This window comes from Streptomyces sp. NPDC048643, from assembly GCF_040650615.1.
Classification (GTDB): domain Bacteria; phylum Actinomycetota; class Actinomycetes; order Streptomycetales; family Streptomycetaceae; genus Streptomyces.
Window position 1 is genome coordinate 14,489 of sequence record NZ_JBEZHO010000033.1, and the last position, 24,337, is coordinate 38,825.

20 protein-coding genes and 2 pseudogenes are annotated in these 24,337 nt (G+C 71.5%); 8 read left to right on the forward strand and 14 right to left on the reverse strand.

The window, feature by feature from the left end; all coding sequences use genetic code 11:
• Positions 1-83: 83 nt before the first annotated feature.
• The gene (locus AB0C62_RS27570) at positions 84-2,471 is read left to right on the forward strand and encodes an excinuclease ABC subunit UvrA (protein WP_362977565.1); all 2,388 of its coding nucleotides are present in this window, start codon (positions 84-86) and stop codon (positions 2,469-2,471) included.
• A 193-nt stretch (positions 2,472-2,664) separates the two neighbouring features.
• Here AB0C62_RS27570 and AB0C62_RS27575 read toward each other — a convergent pair whose 3' ends face one another.
• Entirely contained in the window at positions 2,665-6,087 is a 3,423-nt protein-coding gene (locus tag AB0C62_RS27575) for an AAA family ATPase (RefSeq protein ID WP_362977567.1), read from the reverse strand.
• Positions 6,088-6,363: 276 nt separating this feature from the next.
• Positions 6,364-7,590, reverse strand: coding sequence for a cytochrome P450 (locus tag AB0C62_RS27580; protein ID WP_362977569.1), 1,227 nt, complete (start codon positions 7,588-7,590; stop codon positions 6,364-6,366).
• Positions 7,591-8,084: 494 nt separating this feature from the next.
• Here AB0C62_RS27580 and AB0C62_RS27585 point away from each other — a divergent pair, with 494 nt between their 5' ends.
• Positions 8,085-9,689 (forward strand): phospholipase D family protein, encoded by a 1,605-nt coding sequence (locus tag AB0C62_RS27585; RefSeq protein WP_362977571.1) that lies wholly within the window; start codon positions 8,085-8,087, stop codon positions 9,687-9,689.
• 149 nt (positions 9,690-9,838) lie between these two features.
• On the opposite strand, the pseudogene AB0C62_RS27590 reads toward AB0C62_RS27585, so the two are convergent.
• Positions 9,839-10,104 (reverse strand): annotated as a pseudogene (locus AB0C62_RS27590) (IS5/IS1182 family transposase); the annotation flags it as partial.
• Between the two features lie 2 nt (positions 10,105-10,106).
• Between AB0C62_RS27590 and AB0C62_RS27595 the strand changes: the two are divergent.
• Positions 10,107-10,334 (forward strand): annotated as a pseudogene (locus AB0C62_RS27595) (nuclear transport factor 2 family protein); the annotation flags it as partial.
• Positions 10,335-10,369: 35 nt separating this feature from the next.
• On the opposite strand, the gene AB0C62_RS27600 reads toward AB0C62_RS27595, so the two are convergent.
• The 3 genes from AB0C62_RS27600 to AB0C62_RS27610 form a co-directional block, all read right to left on the reverse strand.
• Positions 10,370-11,542 (reverse strand): epoxide hydrolase, encoded by a 1,173-nt coding sequence (locus AB0C62_RS27600; protein ID WP_362977573.1) that lies wholly within the window; start codon positions 11,540-11,542, stop codon positions 10,370-10,372.
• Positions 11,543-11,751: 209 nt separating this feature from the next.
• The gene (locus tag AB0C62_RS27605; RefSeq protein ID WP_362977575.1) at positions 11,752-12,081 is read right to left on the reverse strand and encodes a DUF6191 domain-containing protein; all 330 of its coding nucleotides are present in this window, start codon (positions 12,079-12,081) and stop codon (positions 11,752-11,754) included.
• A gap of 103 nt (positions 12,082-12,184) precedes the next feature.
• On the reverse strand, positions 12,185-12,562 hold the full coding sequence (locus AB0C62_RS27610; protein WP_081221460.1) for a helix-turn-helix domain-containing protein: 378 nt from the start codon (positions 12,560-12,562) through the stop codon (positions 12,185-12,187).
• Positions 12,563-12,670: 108 nt separating this feature from the next.
• Between AB0C62_RS27610 and AB0C62_RS27615 the strand changes: the two genes are divergently transcribed.
• The gene (locus AB0C62_RS27615) at positions 12,671-13,036 is read left to right on the forward strand and encodes a DoxX family protein (RefSeq protein WP_362977711.1); all 366 of its coding nucleotides are present in this window, start codon (positions 12,671-12,673) and stop codon (positions 13,034-13,036) included.
• 95 nt (positions 13,037-13,131) lie between these two features.
• Here AB0C62_RS27615 and AB0C62_RS27620 read toward each other — a convergent pair whose 3' ends face one another.
• On the reverse strand, positions 13,132-14,304 hold the full coding sequence (locus AB0C62_RS27620) for an amidase domain-containing protein (RefSeq protein WP_362977577.1): 1,173 nt from the start codon (positions 14,302-14,304) through the stop codon (positions 13,132-13,134).
• A gap of 223 nt (positions 14,305-14,527) precedes the next feature.
• Here AB0C62_RS27620 and AB0C62_RS27625 point away from each other — a divergent pair, with 223 nt between their 5' ends.
• Entirely contained in the window at positions 14,528-15,484 is a 957-nt protein-coding gene (locus AB0C62_RS27625) for a helix-turn-helix domain-containing protein (RefSeq protein WP_362977579.1), read from the forward strand.
• Between the two features lie 115 nt (positions 15,485-15,599).
• Positions 15,600-16,598 (forward strand): type I glyceraldehyde-3-phosphate dehydrogenase, encoded by a 999-nt coding sequence (gene gap, locus AB0C62_RS27630; RefSeq protein WP_362977581.1) that lies wholly within the window; start codon positions 15,600-15,602, stop codon positions 16,596-16,598.
• A 171-nt stretch (positions 16,599-16,769) separates the two neighbouring features.
• Here the strand turns inward: gap and AB0C62_RS27635 are convergent, their stop codons facing one another.
• The 3 genes from AB0C62_RS27635 to AB0C62_RS27645 form a co-directional block, all read right to left on the reverse strand.
• Positions 16,770-18,248, reverse strand: coding sequence for a glutamate--cysteine ligase (locus AB0C62_RS27635; protein ID WP_362977583.1), 1,479 nt, complete (start codon positions 18,246-18,248; stop codon positions 16,770-16,772).
• Between the two features lie 225 nt (positions 18,249-18,473).
• The gene (locus AB0C62_RS27640) at positions 18,474-18,791 is read right to left on the reverse strand and encodes a DUF3040 domain-containing protein (protein ID WP_362977585.1); all 318 of its coding nucleotides are present in this window, start codon (positions 18,789-18,791) and stop codon (positions 18,474-18,476) included.
• Between the two features lie 135 nt (positions 18,792-18,926).
• Positions 18,927-19,403, reverse strand: coding sequence for an Asp23/Gls24 family envelope stress response protein (locus AB0C62_RS27645; RefSeq protein WP_362977587.1), 477 nt, complete (start codon positions 19,401-19,403; stop codon positions 18,927-18,929).
• Positions 19,404-19,689: 286 nt separating this feature from the next.
• On the opposite strand from AB0C62_RS27645, the gene AB0C62_RS27650 reads away from it, so the two are divergent.
• The gene (locus tag AB0C62_RS27650) at positions 19,690-19,878 is read left to right on the forward strand and encodes a hypothetical protein (protein WP_362977589.1); all 189 of its coding nucleotides are present in this window, start codon (positions 19,690-19,692) and stop codon (positions 19,876-19,878) included.
• Positions 19,879-19,929: 51 nt separating this feature from the next.
• Positions 19,930-20,259: an antibiotic biosynthesis monooxygenase gene (locus AB0C62_RS27655; RefSeq protein WP_362977591.1), complete on the forward strand. Its 330-nt coding sequence runs from the start codon at positions 19,930-19,932 to the stop codon at positions 20,257-20,259.
• 78 nt (positions 20,260-20,337) lie between these two features.
• Here AB0C62_RS27655 and AB0C62_RS27660 read toward each other — a convergent pair whose 3' ends face one another.
• The 4 genes from AB0C62_RS27660 to AB0C62_RS27675 form a co-directional block, all read right to left on the reverse strand.
• The gene (locus tag AB0C62_RS27660; RefSeq protein WP_362977713.1) at positions 20,338-21,570 is read right to left on the reverse strand and encodes a hypothetical protein; all 1,233 of its coding nucleotides are present in this window, start codon (positions 21,568-21,570) and stop codon (positions 20,338-20,340) included.
• A gap of 209 nt (positions 21,571-21,779) precedes the next feature.
• Positions 21,780-23,039 carry a bifunctional glycosyltransferase family 2/GtrA family protein gene (locus tag AB0C62_RS27665; protein ID WP_362977593.1) on the reverse strand — a complete coding sequence of 420 codons (1,260 nt, stop codon included), beginning with the start codon at positions 23,037-23,039 and terminating at the stop codon, positions 21,780-21,782.
• Between the two features lie 201 nt (positions 23,040-23,240).
• On the reverse strand, positions 23,241-23,759 hold the full coding sequence (locus AB0C62_RS27670; RefSeq protein WP_362977595.1) for a cellulase: 519 nt from the start codon (positions 23,757-23,759) through the stop codon (positions 23,241-23,243).
• 8 nt (positions 23,760-23,767) lie between these two features.
• Positions 23,768-24,283: a SigE family RNA polymerase sigma factor gene (locus tag AB0C62_RS27675; protein WP_362977597.1), complete on the reverse strand. Its 516-nt coding sequence runs from the start codon at positions 24,281-24,283 to the stop codon at positions 23,768-23,770.
• Positions 24,284-24,337 lie beyond the last annotated feature (54 nt).

Genomic DNA, 24,337 nt, shown 5'->3' on the forward strand with positions numbered 1-24,337 from the left:
CTCGCGGCCGGAACTGGTTGGATCGAGCCAGGCGATGCCGACGGAGACCGCGCAGGCGGCCCCGCCCGAGAGATGGAGAGACGATGAGCAAGGCCACGAGGACGGACCCGCAGCCGTCTGCGCCGCACGGTGCCGACAGCCACGATCTGATCCGCGTGCTGGGCGCGCGGGAGAACAATCTCAAAGACGTCAGCATCGAGATCCCGAAGCGCCGGCTGACCGTCTTCACCGGAGTGTCCGGCTCGGGCAAGAGCTCACTGGTGTTCAACACCATCGCCGCGGAGTCGCAGCGTCTCATCAACGAGACCTACAGCGCCTTCGTCCAGGGCTTCATGCCGACGCTCGCCCGGCCCGAGGTCGACGTCCTCGAAGGACTCACCACCGCGATCATCGTCGACCAGCAGCGGATGGGAGCCGACCCCCGCTCCACGGTCGGCACCGCCACCGACGCCAACGCGATGCTGCGCATCCTCTTCAGCAGGCTCGGCACACCGCACATCGGCCCGCCGAGCGCGTACGCCTTCAACGTCCCCTCGGTCCGCGCCAGCGGCGCCATCACCGTCGAACGCGGCAACAAGAAGGCGGTCAAGGCCACCTTCAACCGCACCGGCGGCATGTGCCCGCGCTGCGAGGGCCGCGGCACCGTCTCCGACCTCGACCTCACCCAGCTCTACGACGACTCCAAGTCCCTCAACGAGGGTGCGATCACCATCCCCGGGTACGGCTCGGACGGCTGGAACATGCGCCTCTACAAGGAGTCCGGCTTCGTCGACCCGGACAAGCCGATCCGCAAGTACACCAAGAAGGAACTCCAGGACTTCCTCCACCACGAGCCGACCCGGATGAAGATCGCCGGCATCAACATGACGTACGAGGGGCTGATCCCCCGCGTGCAGAAGTCGATGCTCTCCAAGGACAAGGAGGCGATGCAGCCGCACATCCGGGCCTTCGTCGACCGTGCCGTCGCCTTCACCACCTGCCCCGAGTGCGACGGAACCCGGCTCAGCGAAGGCGCCCGGGCCTCGAAGATCAAGCGGATCAGCATCGCCGACGCCTGCGCCCTGCAGATCAGCGACCTCGCCGACTGGGTCCGCGGTCTCCACGAACCGTCGGTGGCGCCGCTGCTCACCGCGCTCCAGCACACCCTCGACTCGTTCGTGGAGATCGGCCTCGGCTACCTCGCCCTCGACCGGCCGGCGGGCACGCTCTCCGGCGGCGAGGCACAGCGCGTCAAGATGATCCGCCACCTCGGCTCGTCCCTCACCGACGTCACCTACGTCTTCGACGAGCCCACGGCGGGTCTGCACCCCCACGACATCCAGCGCATGAACGAGCTGCTGCTGCGCCTGCGCGACAAGGGCAACACGGTGCTCGTCGTCGAGCACAAGCCCGAGACCATCGCGATCGCCGACCACGTCGTCGACCTCGGCCCCGGCGCCGGTACGGGCGGCGGTTCCGTCTGTTTCGAGGGCACCGTCGAGGGGCTGCGGGCCGCCGACACCATCACGGGCCGCCACTTCGACGACCGGGCCACCGTCAAGGAGAGCCCGCGGGAGCCCACCGGCACGCTGGAGATCCGCGGCGCGTCGGCGAACAACCTGCGGGACGTCGACGTGGACGTCCCACTCGGCGTGCTCGTCGTCGTCACGGGCGTCGCCGGCTCCGGCAAGAGCTCGCTCGTCCATGGGTCGATCCCGGCGGGCGAAGGAGTCGTGTCCGTCGACCAGAGCCCGATCCGCGGCTCACGGCGGAGCAACCCGGCCACGTACACCGGGCTGCTCGACCCGATCCGCAAGGCGTTCGCGAAGGTCAACGGCGTGAAGCCGGCCCTGTTCAGCGCCAACTCCGAGGGCGCCTGCCCCACGTGCAACGGCGCGGGCGTCATCTACACCGACCTGGCGATGATGGCCGGTGTGGCCAGCCCCTGCGAGGACTGCGAGGGCAAGCGGTTCCAGGCGTCGGTGCTGGAGTACCACCTCGGCGGCCGTGACATCAGCGAGGTGCTCGCGATGTCCGTGGACGAGGCCGAGGAGTTCTTCGGCGCGGGCGAGGCGGCCACCCCCGCGGCGCAGCGCATCCTCACCCGGCTCTCCGACGTCGGACTCGGCTACCTCACGCTCGGCCAGCCGCTCACCACGCTCTCCGGCGGCGAACGGCAACGCCTCAAGCTGGCCACGCACATGGCCGACAAGGGCGGCGTGTACGTGCTCGACGAGCCGACCACGGGGCTGCACCTCGCCGACGTCGAGCAGTTGCTCGCGCTGCTCGACCGGCTCGTCGACTCCGGCAAGTCGGTCATCGTCGTCGAACACCACCAGGCCGTGATGGCGCACGCCGACTGGATCATCGACCTGGGGCCCGGCGCCGGTCACGACGGTGGCCGTCTCGTCTTCGAGGGCACGCCGGCCGATCTCGTCGCCGCCCGCTCCACCCTCACCGGCGAACACCTCGCCGCCTACGTCGGAGCCTGAGGGCGAGCCCGGGCCCGGCAGCTCACTGCCGGGCCCGGTCAGGTCTCCTCCGGAACTCTGCGGAGCACGAAGAGGAGGCCCTCGCCGTCCGGGGTCCCGGGACAGCAAGCAGGTGAAGAGATCGGGTGGGTACCGAGATTCCGAGCATTCAAGCACCTCGTCGGCGGCCTGAGAAGTGGGCCATTGGGGACGTTCACGGGCGAATGTGGTTCACCAGTTCCACGCCGGCGGGGTAGGGGAGCCCCGCCGACAGCGACTCGGCCGTGTCGAAGGCCTGATGAGCCTCAGCGGTGCGGCCGAGCACGGTCAGCGCCGCCGCGTGGGCGATACGGGCGTCCGCCTCCGCCAGCCGCTCGCCCGCCTCGGAAGCGCGGGCCGTCTCACGGGCCGCCAGCTCCGCGGCGCCCGGGCCGTCCCCCGCACGCAGCCGCGCCCAGGCGGTCAGTGGCGCGGCCCCCGTCGTGTCCGCGTCGGGTGCGGTCAGAAGTTCCAGGGCGTCCTCGGGACGCCCTCGCCGCAGATGCAGTTCGGCTCGTGCCAGCCGCACCTCGTGCAGGGCCTGCTGATCACCCTGCCCGTTCGCCGCGTCCGCGGCCCGGGCGAGCAACTCCTCCGCGGACGGCGCGGTTTCGGTGCCCGTGTCGGTGCTCGTCTCGGCGCCCGTTTCGGTTTCGGTGTCCCACCGCATCCGGACGCGGGCGAGGGCGGCCAGCGCGTAGGCCGTCGACCAGGTGACGGCCCCCTGCTGACGGTCGTCCTCCACGGCGGCCTCGGCCAGCGCGGCCGCCGTCCGCGGCTCTTCGAGCAGCAGATGCAGCTCAGCGAGATTCGCGCGCTCGAAGGCCGCCGCGGTCGGATCGCCCGAGCGCTCGGCGAGTTCGAGCGCCCGGTGGCCCGTCGAGGTGGCCTCCCTCAACCGGCCGGAGCGGCGGGCGTGCTCCCGCAGAACGGAGAGGACCGACGCCAGCACCTGCGGATCGCCGTACGCCTCCGCGTGCGGCAGCGCCTCGTCGGCCACCGGCCGCGCGTCACTGAACCGGCCCGCCAGCGCGAGCGCGGTGGCCTGCGCGGTGAGCGCCCTGGCCAGCAGACCCCGCCGTTCCGGCCCCGTCACCCGCTGGGCGGCCTCGTGCGCGGAGCGCGCCGCCTCGACGGCGTCCGGGTAACGCCCGGTGACGAAGCACAGCACGGACCTGCTCAGGTGATGGGCCGCCGCCGCGTCGGCGGCGGTGCCCGGAGCGGGCGGTGACGCGTCGAGGAAGGCGAACCCCTCCGCGGCCGAACGCGACTTGGCGAGCACCTCGGCCAGCCGCGCCGCAGCCAGCACCCGCCCGTCGCCGTCCCCGCGCCGCCGCATGTCCTCCAGGGCCTCCCGAAGGATCAGAGCCGCGTCGTCGTAGCGGGCCATGCGGCGCAGCACGGCGGCCCGGTCGATCCTGATCCACGCCGCTTCGGCCGCCGCGGAGTCGAGCCGCTCCGTCAGCTGCACGTAGTAGTGGTCGGCCGCGTCGTTGGCGCACAGCGCGGCGGCGCGTTCCGCCGCCCGGCGCAGGAACCCGGTCGCACGGGGGTCGTCGGCCAGCGTCAGATGCACGGCGAGGGTGTCCACGGCCTCGGGCCTGCGCCGCAGTACGGTCTCGGCGTACGCCGAGTGCAGCAGCCGGCGCCGGGCCGCCGACAGGCGTTCGTAGCAGGTGAGCCGGATCAGCGGGTGCCGGAAGGCGAGCCCGGGCGCACCCTGGCCGTCGGTGACCACGTCGCGTTCGGCGAGCACGGAGGCCGCGATGGCCGCGTCGGCTCCCGCGGTGGCCTCCGCGGGGGACAGCGGCGGATGCAGTCCACCGCCCGCGACGTCCAGGACGTCCGAGAGCGCCGCGTCGCCGCCCGCGGCCGCGACGGCCTCCACCACGCGGCGCGCCGCTGGGCCGAGCCGCGCCAGCCGCTCGGCGACCAACTGCCGTACACCTTGCGGTGTTTGACGGCCGGCGTCGTCGGGTGCCGAGGCGAGTTCCAGGGCGAACAGCGGGTTGCCCAGGGACAGTTCCCATACGCGTTCGGGCGGCTCGTGTCCCGGCGGCAGGCCCAGGGTGTCGGCGGCGAGGGCGAGACAGTCGGCGCGGGTCAGCCGCTCCAGGCCGACGTGCTCGGCCAGTTGCTGCCGTACGAGGGTGTCCAGGACGGTCAGCCGGGGGTCGAACTCCGCGAGTTCCTCGGACCGGTAGGTCACGAGGAAGCGCCAGTCCGCAGGGGCGGTCGCGGCACGCCGGGCCAGGTGACTGAGGAGCTGCCAGGACCCCACGTCGGCGGCGTGCAGGTCGTCGAGGACGACGAGCACCGGTGCGGTCGCGGCGAGATCGTGGAGCATCGCGGCCGTCGAACGGAACAGCCGCTCGCGTTCCTCCTCCGGGCTGCGCTCGGCGACGGCGCCCACCTGCCCCAGTGAGGGGAGCAGCGCGGCCAGTTCGGGATGCTCGGTTCCGGTCCGGGCCCGTTCGGCAGGCGGCCGCTCCGCCAGCCATCCGTCGAGCGCCTCGACGAACGCGCCGAACGGGGTGTGGCCCTCGGCGTCATGACCCGCACCCCACAGAACGGCCGTCCCGGAGGCGAAGGCCCGTCGTGCCGCTTCGAGGGCGAGCCTGGTCTTGCCGAGCCCCGCCTCCCCGCCGATCAGCCGTACAGGCGGACCGCTCGGCCGTAGCAGCGCTTGGAGCGCCCGGCCGCGTCCGCGCAACGGCGCGGGCGCGGTGCCCCGCAGGGCGGCGGGCGGCAGGAAACCCTGCCCGGCCGCGGAGGCGGGCCCGGCTGGGCTGTCCGTGTCGAGCGCCTGGAGGTGTAGCTGCTCGGTCACGGGTCCCGGGCGGATGCCGAGTTCGCCGTCCAGTGCCTGCCGGCAGGCGTGGAACTGGCGTATCGCCTGACGGCGCAGTCCCTGCCGCAGACTGGCCCGCATCAGGAGCTGGTGGGCACGCTCCTCGGCGGGATGGTCGTCGAGGACCTGACGCGCCGTGGCCGCGGCCTCCTCGGCGGCGCCGTCGTCGAGGAGCGCCCGGGCGAGCGCGAGACGCAGTCGGTCGCGCAGCCCGGTGAGCCGTTCACGCAGCACCTGGGCCCAGTCCGCGTAGCGGTCCTCGGGCAGGAGCTCGCCCGAGAACGCGTCCAGGGCGGCGGCCAGTCCGGAAGCGGTCGGCGTGCGCAGCGCGTCCTCGGCCAGCCGTTCGGCGTGGTCGGTGTCGATCCACACGGTCCCGGGGTCGAGGCGCAGGAGAGCGCCGTCGGAGACGAGGTAGGAGGAGGCCGTACGGGGGGCGAGTTCGGGTTCCAGAGCACGGCGGGCGGCGTGCAGGGCGACCCTCAGGCTCCCCAGGGCCTGCTGGGGGTCGGCATCGGGCCAGCAGACCTCGATCGCCTGCTCACGGTGCAGGCTGTGCCCGGGCGCGACGGCGAGGAGCTTCACCAGAGCCTGCGCGCTGGGTCGCGGCCAGCGCTCCGCGAGGGCGGGCCCACCGTCACGTGTGACGTGAAAACCGCCGAAAAGGTGCAGGCGCAGCAGCGGGGGAGTGCCGGTCGGCCCCTCGGCGGGGTGACCTGGCGGCTGGTTCGTGTAGTGCGCACCCATGAGCGCGCCACTCTAGACGGCGTGGCACGGGAGGTCTGCGGGTACCCCGGGTGACGGCTCAGGGACGATCGTGCAGATGGCGCCCGGTGCGGGGCCGCCGCGGTCGACCGCCGGCGGCCTCAGGTCGTCGGCCGGCCGGGCCGGGAGCGCCGGTCGCGCCCCGTCCAGTCCGGGCGCACCGGAGTGGGGGCGTCGCGGCCGGCCGCCGCTCCGTCCCGTGCGGGTTCGGCGCGGTCAGGGATCCGATCGCGCCGACACGCAGCCCTGCCGCCCGTGCTACCCGGTCACCGGGTCGAAGACCACCGGCAGCGACCGCGGGCCGCGGGTGAAGACGCCCTGCTCGGCCGGGTCGAAGCCGTCGGCGAGGCGGAGGCCGGGAAGGGCGTCGAGGAGCTGGTTCACACCGGTCTCGACCTCCGCCTTGGCGAGGAGCGCCCCCACACAGAAGTGCCGCCCGAGGGCGAAGGCGAGATGGTCCGCGGCGGCGGTGAACGCGGACGTCGTGCTCAGGTCGTCGCGGAAGATGTCGAAGCGGTCGGGCTCGCGGTAGCGGTCCCCGTCACGGTTGGCGGAGCCGATCAGACACGTCACGGTGGCGCCCGCCGGGATGACACCGCCGGAGACCTCCACCTCCGTGGCGGACTGCCGCATGATCATGTGAACCGGAGGGGTGTAGCGGAGGGTCTCGGCGAAGGCGGCGGCGATGAGAGCGCGGTCCGCCCTGACGGCCGCCAACTGGTCCGGATTGCGCAGGAGGTTGGCGAAGACGCTCGCGATCGCCTTGTCGGTGGTCTCGCCCCCGGCCGCGAGCAGCAGACTGCAGAACGCCTTGATGTCCTCGTCGCTCATCCGCACACCGTCCACCTCCGCGGCGCAGAGCACGGACAGCAGATCGTCCCCCGGGTTCTCCCGCCGCTCGCGGATCACGGGGATCATGTACTCGGCGAACTCCACCCGCGTGCGCTCGCCCGCCGCCGTCACCTCGGGATCGCCCGCGAGGTTGCCGAGGAACGCGATGACTGCCGTGTACCAGCCGTGGAAGCGGGTGTGGTCGGCCTTGTCCAGCCCCAGCATGTCGGTGATCACGTTGACCGGGAGCCGGGTGGCGTAGTCACTGACGAGGTCCGCGGAGCCGGAGTGCCGGAAGGCGTCGATGAGGTCGCGCGAGTTGCGCTCGATGACGGGCAGGAACTTCTCCTGCAGATCGCTGCCCCGGAACGCCGGCGCCACCAGCGCCCGCCGCACCGCGTGTTCCCGCCCGCTCAGCTGAAGGATCGTCCGGCCGTGCACCGGCTCCAGCTGCCAGCTGTAGTTGTCGGTCGTGAACTCGGCCTTCTTGTCCTTGAAGACCCGCTCGACATCCGCGTACCGCGAGACGATGTAGCTCTGCATCGCCTCGTGCCAGGTCAGCGGCTCCTCCTCCCGCATCACCCGGTAGGCCTGATAGGGGTTCGCGGCGAACTCGGGCGAAAGGATGTCGGGGGCCTGCCGTGCCGTGGACATGAAACTCCTCGAACTGGACGCCGGGGTCACTCCGAGCGTACTGATCACCCGACGAGTCGGACAGTCAACGAGTCCTCGAATCAACGGTGTTGAAGAGACCCATACGCGCTTCATCGCTCGGTCGACGGCCGGCTGGACGAGGGCGCGTCACCACCCATCACCTGCACGCACCGGTCACGCCGGCCCCCGCTCCCCACACCGCGGCCGTCCGCGGCGCCTCCCACCTCCTGAACGCCGCACACACACCGCTCCCTCCTCGGTCGTACGCCGCCCACCGCCACCGCGCGGGCACCGGTGAGCACCTCGCGCGGGACGCGACTCGGAGTGCCGTCCTGGACGCAATGCCGTTGCGTTACGGGTCCGGGTCGGGTGGGTCCGCCGGTTGCCGGGTCCTCGCAGGGCTGGCGGAGCAGGAATCGCGTGGTCACGCGCTCATGGGGTATCGGATCTGTCAGGAGATCCCGGAAGGGGCCCTTGACTGGAAGGACTGTCACGTGGAACGCGCCGACTGGCTGCTCACCTCCGCTCAGCGGGGGAATCCGGCGTCTCGGGTGGACCGCCGTCATGCCGACGGTGCGGCGTGGTCCACCGGCAACGACGTCCGCCCCCTGGTACACGGGGCGGTGTACTTCGCCGAGCTGCTCGCGGCCGTGCGGGCGCAGCGGGCCGGCGACATGTTGATGTTCACGGACTGGCGGGGTGACCCTGACGAGCTGCTGGACGGTCCGGACAGCGCTATCGGAGACGTGTTGTGCGACGCCGCACGCCGCGGTGTCGTCGTCAAGGGACTGGTGTGGCGCTCGCACCTGGATCGGTTCCAGTTCAGCGAACAGGAGAACTACCACCTGGGGGAGGAGATCGAGGAGGCGGGAGGCGAGTGCCTGCTCGACATGCGGGTGCGGCCGGGCGGCTCGCACCATCAAAAGTTCGTGGTGCTGCGCCACCCGGGTCGGCCCGAGCTGGACGTCGCCTTCGTCGGCGGGATCGATCTGTGCCACAGCCGGCGGGACGACGCCGCCCATCAGGGTGACCCGCTGGCGCAACCCATCGCCGACGCCTACGGTTCCCGTCCACCTTGGCACGACATCCAGCTGGCTGTGCGCGGGCCCGCCGTCGGCGATGTCGAGGCCACGTTCCGTGAGCGGTGGACGGACCCGGCTCCGCTCAGTCGCAGCCCGCGCAGCCGACTGCGGGCGGCACTCCGGGACGAGGACACGCGGGCGGATCCGCTCCCGGTGCAGCAACCCGACCCGGGCCCGCGCGGTTCCCACACGGTCCAGATCCTGCGCACCTACCCGAACCGCCTCTGGGGCTACCCGTTCGCTCCCGACGGTGAACGCAGCATCGCCCGCGCCTACACGAAGTCCCTGCGGCGGGCACGCCGGCTGATCTACCTGGAGGACCAGTACCTGTGGTCGGAGAGTGCCGTCCAGCCATTCGCCCAGGCTCTCGCGGATCATCCGGGACTGCGGATGATCGCCGTCCTGCCGCCACTGCCGGACCAGGAGGGGCGGATCAGCACACCGATGAACCTGCTGGGCCGGATCCGCGCCCTGGAAGTCCTGCGACGGGCCGGCGGCGACCGGGTGGCCGTCTACAGCCTGGAGAATCACGCCGGGACACCCGTGTACGTCCATGCCAAGGTCTGTGTCATCGACGATGTCTGGGCCTCGGTCGGGTCCGACAACGTCAACCGGCGCTCCTGGACGCACGATTCGGAACTCAGCTGCGCTGTCCTCGACGAGACCCGTGACTCCCGTGAACCGATGGACCCCGGCGGCCTGGGTGACGGCGCCCGCGTCTTCGCCCGCGAGCTGCGGTTGTCGTTGAATCTCGAACACCTTGACCGCGACGGGGACGGGGAAGCGGCTGCACTCTGCGAACCGGACCGCGCCTTCGCGGCCTACGCCGACTCGGCCGCCGCTCTGGACGCGTGGCACGACGACGGCCGCCACGGTCCGCGACCGCCGGGACGGCTGCGCACCTACCACCCGCCGCGCCTGTCCCGCATCACGCGGGCCCTGACCGAGCCCCTCTACCGGGTCATCGCCGATCCCGACGGCCGCCCGCGCTCCCTGCGTCGGCACGGTGCCTACTGACCGAGCACCGGACGGGTGAGATGACCCCCATGCCGCGAGGGCAAGTCCACGTTCTCTCTGGTACTGCCGTTCGGACTCGGCAGGTGAAAGGTAGTTGAGAGGACGCTTTCCCCTGTTGTTTCATCCCGGATCGCCTGGTCGGGGTTGGTTCAGGTGCCGCGCCGGCTCGAGGTGGATTCCGCGGTCAGGCGTCGTGTCATGAGGTTGATCATCGAGAGGTGGACCCTGGCTTCGGAGCCGGCTTGGCCTCGTCGTCACGTGCCAGTCGGCGGTGGTTCATCGGCCGGCCCAGGGTGCGTCCGACCGTCCACCGGCGGGGTAGGACGGTGAAACCCCTGGTGGCGGGGTCGCGGCGGACGATGTGCATGTCGAGGGCGGTGGTGGCGGCGTGTTCGACGAGGTGCCGGCGGTAACCGCACCGTCGACCCGCCCGACACCGCCGCCGCGACGACCTACTTCGCCACCTACCGCGTCGACGGCCACACCGAAGGCACACTGGTGCCGCCCCGACCGCCCGCGAACGTGGGTCACTACGAGGACACGTTCCGCCGGGTCGACGGCCGGTGGCTCATCGCGACCCGTCGGCTGCACCTGGCTTTCGGCGGCCCCACGGAGCGTCTGGACGCTCCGGATCAGCCGTCCTGACCGTGGTGGTCGACGACAGGGCGCTTCAGGCCGCTTCAGACCTGTGAGCGGCGGAACGGGCGGAAGAACTCCCTGAGTTCCTCCGCGTACAGTTCCGGCTGCTCGAAGGGGGCGAAGTGGCCGCCGCGTGACGGTTCCGTGGCGCGGGCGAGGTTCGTCGTGCGTTCCAGCCAGGCGCGGGGTGCGCGGACCAGGTCGCCGGCGAAGATCGAGAAGCCGGACGGCACCTCGACCCGGCGGGCGAGCTGCGCGGGCGGGATCGCACCGTTCGCGCGGTACATGCGCATCGACGAACCGATCGTCTCCGTCAGCCAGTAGAGCGTGACGTTCGTCAGGATCTCGTCCTTCGTGAAGCACCGCTCGACGTCACCGTCGCAGTCGCTCCACGCCCGCAGCTTCTCGACGATCCACGCGGCGAGCCCGGCCGGCGAGTCGGTGAGCCCGACGGCCGCCGTCTGTGGCTTCGTGCGGTGCATGGCGGCGTAGGCGCCCTCGGACCCACCCCATGCCGCCGCGCCCTCCATCCACGCACGCTCCTCGGGCGTGAGGTCGGCGGGGTCGCCGCCGAACACGGGCAGGCCCCCGTCCATGCGGTGGACGGCCACGACCCGGTCGGGGTGGTCGAGCGCGAGGTACCGGCTCACATGGCTGCCGATGTCACCACCGGCGGCGCCGAAACGCTCGTAGCCCAGCACGGACATCAACTCGGCCCACAGACCGGCGACGGCGATCGAGTCGAGCGGGGCACCGGTGGGGCGGTCGGAGTAGCCGTAGCCCGGCATGTCGGGCACGATCACGTCGAACGCGTCGGCGGGGTCCGCTCCGTGGGCGCCGGGATCGGTGAGGAGCGGGATCACCTTCGTGTAGCGCCAGAACGAGTCAGGCCAGCCGTGGCTGAGCACCAGCGGCAGCACCGGACCGCTCGGCGCGACGGCCCGCGCGTGCACGAAGTGGATGCCGAGGCCGCCGAGCGGGACCCGGAAGTGGGGAAGCCGGGCGAGGGCCGCCTCCTGGGCCGGCCAGTCGAAGCCGTCCGCCCAGTACGCGACGAGCTCGCGGAGATAGTCGAGATCGGTGCCCAGCGCCCAGCCGGCGTCCTCCGGCGCGTCCGGCCACCGCGTTCCGCGCAGCCGCGCGCGCAGGTCGTCGAGTGCGGCGGGTGCTGTCCGCGGAGTGAACGGCTCGGGGCGAGGCGCGACATCAGACATGCGGCGCATCCTACGGAGCGCGCACGTTCGGTCCGTCGACCTGCCGTCCAGGCGACCGCGCGCCGCACGTCCCGGCCCACGCGTCCCCGGCGCTGCACCCCAGACCCCGGGCACCGCGCCAGACACCGCCCGGGCCACGCGCCCAGCGCCGGACACCGTGGGGCCACCCGCCGCGCGGAACCCGTCCTCGGGGCCAACTCAGCCCCGCTCTACGCGTCCCCGGCCCGGCCCGCCGGCATGCGGACGACCGCTGTTCCGCCGTCCAGATCCACCATGGTCCTGTTCGGCGGGGCGCCGTCCTCCTCGTCGTCCCGGAGGATCAGCGCCGACTGCCGTTCCTTCAACTCGCTCTGCTTGCCCGGCGAGAAGGTCGCGTGCAGTTGCTCGAAACCGGTAGCCGATATCTGCCCGTGCCGGACGCTGTTCCGCCAGGGCAGCAGGCCGGCCCGGCCCAGCCGCAGGACGAGCTGGTCGGCGAAGGCGACCGCCGTCAGCAGGATGACCAGCCCCGGCAGCGTCATGAAGACGACGAATCCCATGGGTCCAGTATCCGCCCAGAGCATGTGCGGCGTCCGGCCCACGCTCGGTTGCCCGACGACGGGAGAGCGATCTGCCGGAACGCCGTCCCGACGTCGGGTCGAATCAGCCGGTTCGTTCCTCGTACGCGGCCCTGCTCGCCTCGATGTCCGCGATGTGCTCCATCGCCCAGCCGGCCAGCGCGAGCGCCGGTGGGATGAGGCTCCGGCCGTTCGGGGTCAGCGCGTACTCGACCCGGGGCGGAACCTCCGCGTACGCCGTCCTCGACACCAGACCGTCGCGTTCCAGGTTCCGCAGTGTCAGCGTCAGCATCCGCTGCGAGATCCCGGGGACCTGCCGCTGCAGGTCGGTAAAGCGCAGCCGGCCCTGGTCGAGTGTCGTCACGATCAGCAGGGTCCACTTGTCGCAGATGCGGTCGAGCACGGCGCGGATCGTCCGCCCGCCGTCCCCGCGGATCATGCATGTGTGCTCGTACTCCGACATGACAGCTCCCTGTGCGTGACGCACACCCGTGTGCCTTTTGTGAGCCCCTCGACGGTGACTCATCATGGGGCAACTTACGCCGGGTAACTATTGTGCGAGGGAATGACCATGGACGTCGCGTACTGGATCGTCGCGGGGCTGCTGGCGCTGTTCTACGTCTACGCCGGGGGCATGAAGGTCCTGCGGAGCCAGGAACAGCTCAGGCCCATGATGGGCTGGGTCGACCGGGTGCCCATGGCGCTGGTCAGAGTCATCGGCACGCTGGAGGTCCTCGGCGCGGCGGGGCTGATACTGCCGCCCCTCACCGGGATCGCGCCCGTCCTCGCCGTCGCCGCCGCGGTGGGCCTCGTCCTCATCCAGGTCGGGGGCATCGCCGTCCATGTCTCCCGCGGCGAGGCGCGGCTGATCGGCCTCAACATCGCCCTGCTGGTCGCCGCGGCGGCGTCCGCCTGGCTCGGCACCACCTGGCTCTGACGTCCGGAGGCGCCCACGGGTCGGATGCGGTCGGGCGGCACGCAAAAGGGCGGGAGCCCGGCACTCGGCCGACTCCCGCCCCGTTCCGCCGACCGTCAGGTGCGGTAGGCGTAATACGCGGCGTTCGGGTACGACGCGATGATGCTCGCCACCGACCTGTTGTAGGTGTTGGTGGAGTGGTACGACAGGTACGGCACACCCTGCGGGCTGCGGTACGTGACGATCATGCTGTGGTCCTTGGACCCGTCCTTGTTGAAGTCCATCTGCAGCACGTCGCCGATGTCCAGCTGGTAGACGTTGGCGAGGCTGGTGACACGCTTCGAGGACAGCGCGAACCACGAGAACTCGTTGACACCGATGAACGAGTCCGACTGGATGTCCGCGGTACCGAACCAGTTGTGGAAGTCGTTCGTGTAACCGGGAACGTGCTTCCAGCCACCGGCCTTCAGGGACTGGCTGACGAAGTTGGTGCAGTCACCGCCGGCACCCTCCCCGTTGAAGTCCGGGTACGCCGGGTTGTACGTCTTCCAGTACTTGGCCGCGTACGCCGCCATGGCCTTGTAGTCGTAACCGGAGGCCGTGAGGTTCTTCGGCTTCGCCGCAGGGTTCTTCGTGATCGCCGAACGGGTCGCGGTGGGCGGCCCGTCGTCGGCGGTCTTCGGAGCGGCCACGAGCGGGGTGGTGGCGACCTGGTTGACCGCGACACCGTCGTCGGTGTCCCGGACGCCGGTCAGCTGCCAGTCACCCTTGTGGTCGGCCTTGAACGTCAGCTGGTGGTGGGCCTGGAAGCCGGTGGTCTTCGGCTCGTTGACCTTGGCCTCGTCGTACGTCAGCGTCGTCGTCTCGGTGACGGTGACGGTGGCGTGACGGCCCTTCACCTGCGTGCGGTCCAGCGACACGGTCGTGTTGCCCGCACGGTACTTCTCGCCCAGCGTCGCCAGGCGGGCCTTGCGGCTCTCCAGCTGCGACAGCGCCGACTTCTCCGCGCGGGTCTGGGTGGAGGACAGACGTACGTCGCCGGAGAACCGCGACGTGGTCCGCTTGCTCTTCCCGTTGTCCACCAGGGCGTCCGTACGGTCGGTGAAGACCGCGTCGGCCAGCTTCTGGAAGGTGGCCTTCGTGGACGCGTCCACCTTGGGGTCGGCGGCGACACTCGCCGCGCCCGCGGACCAGTTGGGCAGCAGCGCCGCTCCGGCGACGACCGATGCGGCCGCCGCCGTGACTATGGTCGCGCGTTGCCGCTTACGGCTCAGTTTCCTTGATTTCAATGGTGTTCCCCTCTACGCCGGTATTCGATACCGGAGGCCGCATCCTCGCACGGCATGTGTGGCTCCCGTGAAGGGGGTTGTCGAAGTGATATGGCCGTAATCTGCGGACAGCGCGGCGCCGTTGAGGCCTCGGTCCCTCGCGGAGGCGCGTCCCGTCCCCCGGGCGGACCTCCGCACGGCCCGGCCGACCGGCCCGCGAGCGCAGGCCACGTACGCTTTCACCGTGTCAGGAAGCCGTCTGCATCGCGTCGCCGTTCTCGTGCTCGAAGGGGCCAAACCGCTCGATGTCGGAATTGCCGCGCAGGTGTTCACGACCCGCGCGAGCATGCCGTACGAAGTACGGGTGTGCGGCGCGGAACCCGGACTCGTGACGGGCGGCGACGGACTGTCCTACCACGTCGCCCACGGCCTCGACGCGCTCGCGTGGGCCGACATCGTCTTCGTCCCCGGCTACCGGTCTCCCGACCGCGAGGACCCGCCGCGAGCCGTCGTCGACGCGCTGGTCGCCGCCCACGAGCGAGGGGCGCGGCTGGCCGCCATCTCGACCGGCGCCTTCGCGCTCGCCGCGACGGGACTGCTCGACGGCAAGCGCGCCACGACGCACTGGCACTACACCCGGGCGCTCGCGGCGAAGCACCCGCTCGTCCACGTCGACGAGAACGTCCTCTTCATCGACGAGGGCAGCGTGCTGACGTCGGCGGGTGCCGCCTCGGGGATCGACCTCTGTCTCCACATCCTGCGCGGCGACCTCGGTGTGGCCGCGTCGAACCACGCGGCCCGGCGCCTGGTCGCCGCTCCCTACCGCAGCGGCGGTCAGGCCCAGTACGTACCGCGCAGCGTGCCCGAGCCGCTGGGCGAACGGTTCGCCGCCACCCGCGAGTGGGCGCTGCACCGGCTCGGTGAACCCCTCTCCCTCGACAGACTCGCCGAGCACGCGGCGGTGTCGCCGCGGACCTTCTCGCGTCGCTTCGCCGACGACACCGGCTACACCCCGATGCAATGGGTGATGCGGGCCCGGATCGACATGGCGCGTGAGCTGTTGGAGCGCTCGCAGTGGAGCGTCGAGCAGATCGCCGCGGGCGTCGGCCTGGGCACGGGCGCCAATCTGCGGCTCCACTTCCAGCACATCCTCGGCACCAGCCCGAGCGAGTACCGGCGCACCTTCACCCAGGGCGAGTAGCCTCCGCCGTCGGCTGGCGCGATCCTTGCGGACCATGGCGATCTCGCCGGTGTCACGGCGGCGGCGCGCGAGCGAGGCTGGGAGGGAACCCGCAGGGACCGGAAGGACAACACCCATGACTCGCATCGCCATCAACGGATTCGGCCGCATCGGACGCAACGTGCTGCGCGCGCTGCTCGAACGCGACACCAAGCTGGAGGTCGTCGCCGTCAACGACCTCACCGAGCCGGCCGCGCTCGCCCGGCTCCTCGCCTTCGACTCGACGTCCGGCCGCCTCGGCCGCCCCGTGACCGTCGACGGGGACACCCTGGTGGTCGACGGCCACCGCATCAAGGTGCTCGCCGAGCGCGAGCCGGCTCAGCTGCCCTGGGCGGAACTCGGCGTCGACGTCGTCCTGGAGGCGACCGGCCGCTTCACCTCCGCCGAGGCGGCCCGCGCGCACCTCGACGCCGGCGCCAGGAAGGTCCTCGTCAGCGCGCCGTCCGACGGCGCCGACGTCACGCTCGCGTTCGGCGTGAACAACGACGCCTACGACGCGGCCACGCACACGATCGTCTCGAACGCGTCGTGCACCACCAACGCGCTCGCTCCGCTGGCCGCCGTCCTCGACGAACTCGCCGGTATCGAGCACGGCTTCATGACGACGGTGCACGCCTACACGCAGGAGCAGAACCTCCAGGACGGCCCGCACCGCGACGCCCGCCGCGCCCGTGCCGCCGGCGTCAACATCGTGCCGACGACGACCGGCGCCGCCAAGGCGATCGGCCTGGTGCTGCCGAACCTCGAGGGCAAGCTGTCCGGCGACTCGATCCGCGTGCCCGTCCCGGTCGGCTCGATCGTCGAGCTGAACACGACCGTGGCCCGTGACGTGACGCGCGACGAGGTGCTGGCGGCCTACCGGACCGCGGCGGAGGGTCCGCTCGCAGGCGTCCTGGAGTACTCGGAGGACGCCCTCGTGTCGTCCGACATCACGGGCAACCCGGCCTCGTCGATCTTCGACTCGGCCCTCACCCGCGTCGACGGCCGCCACATCAAGGTCGTCGCCTGGTACGACAACGAGTGGGGTTTCTCCAACCGCGTGATCGACACGCTCCAGCTCCTCGCCGCGAGCTGACCGAACGCGAAGGACATCCCGGCAGGCCCCGGTGGACAGGGGGACCCGGCGGACGTCAGGCGCGCGCCGGGGTGCCGTTCGGGGGTGCGGCGCGGGCGAGGAGCGCGGCGACCGCCGGGCCGGGTGAGGGACGTTTGCCCGGTCCGTCGGCCGGGTGGAGGGACGCCTGCGTCAGTCCACCGGCCAGGTGTGGACCGGGGCGTTGAGGTGCATGTACTCGATGTACTGCCGCGTCATGAGCCGTAGGGCCTCGTGGCGGTCGTGGTGGCCCGAGGCTTCGAGGCGGTGCAGCATCTCCTTCTGCCAGACGGCGCCGTTGCGCGCGGTGACGCACCGCTGCTCGATGATGCCGAGCAGCGGTTCCCGCCAGGCCGCGTCCATGCCCGAGCGCTCCAGGCCCTGGTGGGCCAGCGGCAGCAGCCTGCGCAGGACGAGTTCGGGCACCGGGACCTCGCCTGTTCCGGGCCAGTACAGGCGGGCGTCGATGCCGTGCCGTGCCGCCGCGTGCAGGTTGTCCTCGGCGGCGGAGAAGGACATCCGTGACCAGACCGGCCGGTCCTCGTCGACGAGCGCGCGGGTGAGGCCGTAGTAGAAGGCGCCGTTGGCGAGGGTGTCGGCGACGGTCGGACCCGCGGGCAGTACGCGGTTCTCCACCCGCAGGTGCGGTCTGCCCTGGGCGACCGCGTAGACGGGACGGTTCCACCGGTAGATCGTGCCGTTGTGCAGGGTGAGTTCGCCGAGGTCGGGAATGTCGCCGCGGTCCAGCGTCTGTGTGGGGTCCTGGTCCTCGCACAGGGGCAGCAGGGCCGGGAAGTAGCGGAGGTTCTCCTCGAAGAGGTCGAAGACGCTGGTGATCCACCGCTCCCCGAACCAGACCCGGGGCCGTACGCCCTGTGCCTTGATCTCCTGCGGACGGGTGTCCGTCGCCTGCTCGAAGAGCGGGATACGGGTCTCGTGCGCCAGCTCCTTGCCGAACAGGAAGGGCGAGTTGGCGGCGAGCGCGACCTGCACCCCGGCGATCGCCTGCGCCGCGTTCCAGTAGCCGGCGAACTCCTCGGGTGACACCTGGAGATGGAACTGCGTGCTGGTGCACGCGGCTTCCGGCGTGATGGTCTCCGCGTAGGTCCGCAACCGGTCGACGCCGTCCACCTCGATGAGCAGGTCCTCGCCGCGTGCCGCGAAGACCTGCTCGTTGATCAGCTGGTAGCGGGCGTTCTCCGACAGTGCCTTCGGGCCCACGTCCTCCTCGCGCAGGGTGGGCAGGATGCCGACCATGATCAGGTGGACGCCCACGCTCCTGGCGCGTTCGTCCGCGTGGTTCAGCGCGGCGCGGATCTCCTCCTCCCAGGCGTCGGGGCCGCCCGCGGTCAGCCTCCGGGGCGGAATGTTGATCTCGAGGTTGAACCGGCCCAGCTCGGAGTCCCAGGCGGGATCCGCGATGGCGTCGAGCACGTCGCTGCTGCGCATCGCCGGGTCGCCCTCGGCGTCGGTCAGGTTCAGTTCTATCTCCAGGCCCACCTGGGGCCGCTCCGCGTCGAACCGTGACTCACGCAGCATCTGCGCGAAGGCGTCGAGACAGTCCTGCATCTTGATCCGGTACTGGCGTCGGTCCTCGCGGGTGAAGACCAGCGCCGGAACATCCCGTCCCATCGGTCCTCCCGGGTCACTCACCCCACGGATACCTCACCCCTCCAGCGTCGCACCGCCGAGCGGGTCCGACCATGCGAGCAGCGGCCGGCGCCGTCGGCGGGGCGGATGACCGGAGACCTACGTCAGCCGCGCCGACCCGGTCACCGCGCCAGGCCACTGCCTACCGGCCCGACCGCACCGGGCCGGAAGGCCTACGCCTCGAACCGGGCCCGGGGATCGGGTCGTTCAGAGCCAGGAGGTGACGCGGCCGCCGGTCCTCATCCAGCGCCGTACCAGCCGGACGGCCTGGATGACGGTGAGCGGCCACAGGATCGCGAAGCACCAGAGGACGGCGGGTTGGGATGTGCGATAGCCGACGACGGCGAGGAACACCGAGCAGATCAGCATCAGCACGACCGAGAGCGGGAGCCACGGCCGTCGGGCGGGGGTGGGGGGCGGGTCCGGTTCGACATGGTCGTGCCGCAGCCCTTCCTCGATCTCCGCGAGCGCGGCGCGTTCGAGCGGAGACAGCCGGACATCGTGCCGGTGGTCCTTCTCGTCCACGGCGACACACCTCCTGAGGATTCTTCGTTCGAAGCGGGCTCTCGGGTGCCCGGCGAGGGCTGGGCCGGACCGTCGGTGAGGGCGGGCGGGTTCCTCAGCCGCGCCCGTCGTGGTGACCGGCCGGGGGGCGGCGGGTCACGTCACGCGGCTCTCCGACTGTGGTGTGTCGTCCTCTTCGTCGGGCAGATGGACGTCGTCGACGGCGAGGTTGACCTCCACGACCTCCAGGCCGGTCATCCGTTCCACGGCCGAGATCACGTCGGTGCGTACCCCTGTGGCCACATCGGCGATGGGGTATCCGTAGTCGACGACGAGGTCGAGGTCCACGGCCGCCTGACGCTCTCCCACCTCGACGCTCACTCCACGGGTGGCTCCGGGACGTCCGACGGGCACCCGGTCGCGGACGGAACCGAGCGTCCGTGCCATGCCGCTGCCGAGGCTGTGCACGCCGATGGAGTCCCGTGCGGCTGCCGCGGCGATCTTCTCCACCACGCCGTCGGCGATGGTGGTCCGTCCCCTGCCGGCCGGATCACCCCTGCCCCGGTCGCTGGACCGCGTCGACTTGTCCGTCTGGTTCTTGCTGGTCGCGGGGCTGCTGGTCAGGTCCGTCATCGAGACCTCCTCGAGGTGGAGATGTGCGAAGTGCCCGGCGATACAGCGGGCACGCCCTAGTGGCTATCGTCACACAAACGGAGTAATTCGTGCGATGGGAGGGAAAAGGTGCGAAACGGAAATCGACGTGCAGGGGCGTTCTGGACGGACCGATTCTTCTGTGGCTTGCCCTACCTCAAGTAACAAGATCAAAATGCGGGTGGGCGCCTCGGGCAACTATGCGGGGCGCTCTTCCCTCTCGTGCGCCGCGTGCGCTCGGCGTATCCCCCCGCGGCAGGAGCCAAGGATGCAGACCCCCACCGACTCCCTCGACCAGGCGCGCATGGCGTACGAAGGGCACCTGAACACCTGCCGTCAGTGTGCCGTGGACCGGGCGCCCTGCGCCGTGGCCAAGCACCTCAGACGCGTCTACAACAGCCTCAACCTCGCCGCCAGGCGTGGCGTTTCGGGAGGTCCCGCCCCGCGGATGCGATGAGCGGGGCGGCCGTATCGCCGCGGTCCTGTCGCCGTGCGGCAGGATGGGGGCATGAGCGTAGTCAAGATCAACGTACTGACCGTCCCCGCCGAGCAGCGGGAGACGCTGGAGAAGCGCTTCGCCTCGCGTGCCCACGCGGTGGAGGGCTCCGACGGGTTCGAGTGGTTCGAGCTGCTGCGGCCCCTCGAAGGCACCGACAGCTACCTCGTCTACACCCGCTGGCGTGACGAGGAGTCCTTCCAGGCCTGGATGGAGGGCCCGATGAAGGCCGCCCACCAGGGCGGGGCCGCACCGAGCGGTGAGCGTCCCCAGCCCGCCGCGAGCGGGTCCACGCTGTGGTCCTTCGAGGTCGTGCAGCAGGCCGCTCCGGCCAAGCCGTAGTCGGGGTTCGCTCTCGTATGGGGGCGAGGCCTCCCGCGTGAGGGTCAACTGCTCTGCTTGTGGGAGCAGTTGACCTCTCTACGGCACTCCCAGCTCGAACAGGGCGTATCCGGCGTACGAACCGGAGGCGAGTGCCGCGATACCGAGGACCGTGCACAGCACCGGAGTGCTGAGGCGGCGCATCGCGGTGGCGCAGGGGATCAACAGCGGGAAGGCGGGGAGCAGATAACGGGAGACGTTGCCGAAGATCTGCTGGCTTCCCAGGACGAGCGCCATGGTCAGCACGGTGTGGACGATCAGGACCGGCGGCGGGCGCAACCGCAGGAGCAGCGGCAGGACGAGCAGCGCGAGCAGGACCGTGGCGGCGCCGATGAGGTCTTCGTAGGGGTAGGCGAAGAGGTAGTCGAAGTGGCCGACCGGGAGTGACGTGAAGACGTCGAAGGTCTGCCGGCCGTAGTCGAACGTGTGGGCCCAGGCGCCCTTCTGGAGCGCGAAGTACCCGCCGTGGTCGCCCATCCGGTGTCCCACCCAGCCGAGATAGCCCGCCAGGCCGAGCGGAGCGATCGCGACGGCCGCGAGCGGTCGCAGGACCGGGCCTCGGCGTCGCCTCCCGTCGGGGGCCGGAAGGCTGCCCCAGCGGCGTACTTCGCGGTGGTGGCGGCGCAGTTCCAGCAGTGCGGCGAGTGCCAGTGCGGCGATGAGCGCGGTGGCGGTCGGTCGCGTGAGGCCGGCCAGACAGGTCAAAAGGCCCGCGGTGAGCCACGCGCGGCGCATGACGGCGTGACAGGCCCACGCGGCGAGGGCGATGTAGAGCGATTCCGAGTAGCCGGACCATTCCATGCCGGATCCGGGCCACACGGCGAAGAGCCCGGCGGCGGCCAGTCCGGCGCGTCTGCCGCTGACGCGGGAGGTCACGGCATGGATGCCCAGCGACGCGACGAACGAGGCGACGATCGAGACCGTCAGCCCCGCGCCGAACAGGCCGAGCCCCGTGCCCGAGGAGACCAGGCGCATGAGCGCGGGATACAGCGGGAAGAACGCGGCGGAGTTGCCCTCCAGGGTGATCAGGCCGGTGGCGCCGGGTACCGGGACGAGCGCCGGGTGGTAGCCGTGCGCGGCGATCTGCTGGTACCACCAGCCGTCCCAGGTGGCGAGTACGTCCCAGGCGTGGGCGCCGCCCCCGAAGCGGGGGTGCTTGCGCCGGAAGTCCCCGGTGGAGTCCAGCAGGAACATGAAGACGCAGAAGCCGGTCAGCTTCAGCGCGCCGTACAGGGCGAGGACCGGAACGTGGGGCCGCACGGACCGGCACAGTCCCTCCCACGCCTCCTGGACGCGGAACCGGAGCGGGGTGGCGCCCTCGTGCGGTCCGGCGGCGTTCGGTGCTCCGTGTGGTTGAACTGCTCCGACGGGCAAAGGAGTTGTCCCGTCCTGTCGCCGGGCGGCGAGGGGCCGATCTCCTCCGGCGACGGGGGAGGCGCCGTCCTCGCGCGGTGAAGTCCCCACGCGAACAGGGTGGTCGCTCATCGCGGACCGCCCTTCGTGCCGTCGTCGTGGGCGGTCGCGGGGAACACCCAGGTGCGCAGGAGGGCGAACCGCAGCAGCGTCGCCGCCAGGTTGGCTCCGACGAGAACCGCGATCTCGGCGGCCCGTCCGGGAGCCTGCGTCCAGCGGTGCAGGGCCGCCAGGGAGCCACTGGTCAGCGCGAGACCCAGGCCGAAGACGGCCAGCCCCTTCACCTGGTGGCGCACCGCACCACCGCTGCCGCGCAGGCCGAAGGTGAGCCGCCGGTTCGCGGCGGTGTTGGCGAGGGCGCACACCAGCAACGCCCACGCGTTCGCGGGCTGCGGCCCCGTCACCGGACGCAGCGCCGCGTAGAGGAGCACGTACCCGATGGTGCTCACCACGCCGACGGCCCCGAACCGCAGCAGCTGCGCCGTGAGGGAGTCGGGGGGCCCGCCGCCCGCCGACCGCCCGAACCGGGCCGTCGGCAGGGTGCCGCGGGCCAGCGCGCGACCGATCCTGGCGATGCCCCGCAGGTCGGCCACGGCTGTGGAGACCAGATCGACCCGGCTGTCGGGGTCGTCCACCCAGTCGACCGGTACCTCGTGGATACGCAGCCCGGCGCGCTCGGCGATCACCAGCAGTTCGGTGTCGAAGAACCAGGCGGAGTCCTCGACCAGGGGCAGCAGCCGTTCGGCGACGTCGCGCCGCACGGCCTTGAAGCCGCACTGCGCGTCGGAGAAGCCGACCGCGAGCGCGGAACGCAGGAGGGCGTTGTAGCAGCGGGAGATGATCTCGCGCCGGGGACCGCGGACGACGCGCGAGCCCCGGGCGAGACGGGTGCCGATGGCGATGTCGGAGTGCCCCGAGATCAGTGGGGCGACCAACGGGAGCAGCGCGTTGAGTTCGGTGGACAGATCCACGTCCAGGTACGCGAGTACCGACGCCCGCGACGCCGACCACGCGGTGCGCAGGGCCCGGCCGCGCCCCTTCTCGTCGAGCCGTATCCACCGGGCCTCGGGCAGTTCGGCGGCCAGCCGGGCGGCGATCAGCGGCGTGGCGTCGGTACTGGCGTTGTCGGCGACGGTGATGCGGAAGGGGTAGGGGAACGTCTCGCGCAGGTGGGCGTGGAGCCGCCGCACGCCGGGCTCCAGGTCGGTCTCCTCGTTGAACACGGGGACGACCACGTCGAGGACGGGCTCCGTGTGGTCCGCGCGGACGGGCCGGCGGTCCACGGACCGCCGCTCCCCGTGCGGCCGCTCGTCGCGGCGTCGGTTCATGGGCGGGCGCTCCTGAGGGGGTCCGTGCACGATCGCCTGCGTGGGGAAGCCCACGGGAGCGGAACTCGGTGCCTTCATCACGGTTCGTCCTGTTCTGTGCGCTGCCGCCGGGCAGGCGGAAGCGGCTCGTGGCCCGACGGCGATCACGGCGTCCGGGTCCGAGTGCGGTGGCTACGGGAGAGGGGGCGTGGGGTGCGGGAGCTACTCGGTGCCGTCCGTTCCGGCGAGGTACGAGGACGTGACGTTCGACGTGGTGGTCGACTGCGTCCCGCTGGGTGGCACCGGGGTGGTGGCCGGCGGGCTGGTGGTCGCCCCTCCGGTCGGATCGGTGGCGACCGAGGTCGAACTCTCGGGCGCGGTGGGGCTGTCGGGTGTGACGGAGGTCCCCGCGCCGTCCTCGGCCGTGGAAGTGGCCGAACCGCTGGGCGTCTCGCTGGGGGACAGGGTCGGTGTCGGGGTGACGGTCGGGGACGTGGGGGTGGTGGCGGGGCGCGGGAGAGGTGCCTGCGGGCGCTCCTGGTCTTGGGCGTGCGGCATCAGGAAGAGACCGACGCTGATCCCGGCGACCGCCAGCACCGAGCCGGCCGCCTTCTGCGCCGCGCGGATCCGGCGCCGTACGCGGATGCCGGACCTGAGGCCGTCCTGCTGCGCGGGCCCGAAGGGGGTGTGTTCATGGGCGTCGCGCATCATCCGCGCCAACTCCCGTTCGAAGTGGTCCATGGATTCCTTCACCCCACCGGCTCGATGACGTCCGCCAGGATCTGACGCAGGCGCGCCACACCCCGTGACGCGTGGGAACGGGCGGTGCCCAGCGGGCAACCGAGGACCTCCGCGACCTGCCTCTCGGGCAGGTCCTGGTAGTAGCGCAGCACGACCGCCGCCCGCTGCCGGGGCGGCAGTTGGGCGAGTGCCGCCTCCAGCCGCGAGCGTTCCACGACGGCGGCGGACTCGTCCCCGGTCTGCGCCAGGTCCGGCAACTGCTCGACGGGGCGTTCGCCCCACCAGCGGCGGCGCGCGGAGCGTGCGGCGGCACGGGCCAGGATCTTGCGCACGTACGCCTCGGGCGCCTCGTCGGCGACCTTCGGCCAGACGGACCAGAGTTTGACCAGTGCCTCCTGGAGCAGGTCCTCGGCGCGGTGCCGGTCACCCGCGCAGAGCAGGCGCGCGAGGTGGAACAGCGCCGACCAACGGGCCGCGACGAATCCGTCGAACCCGTCGGTCCCCTCGCTCTTTGCCTGTCCCATCCGCACCGTCCCCGCACTTGCCGCCTTCGTACACCTGGAGAAAGACGCCGGGGG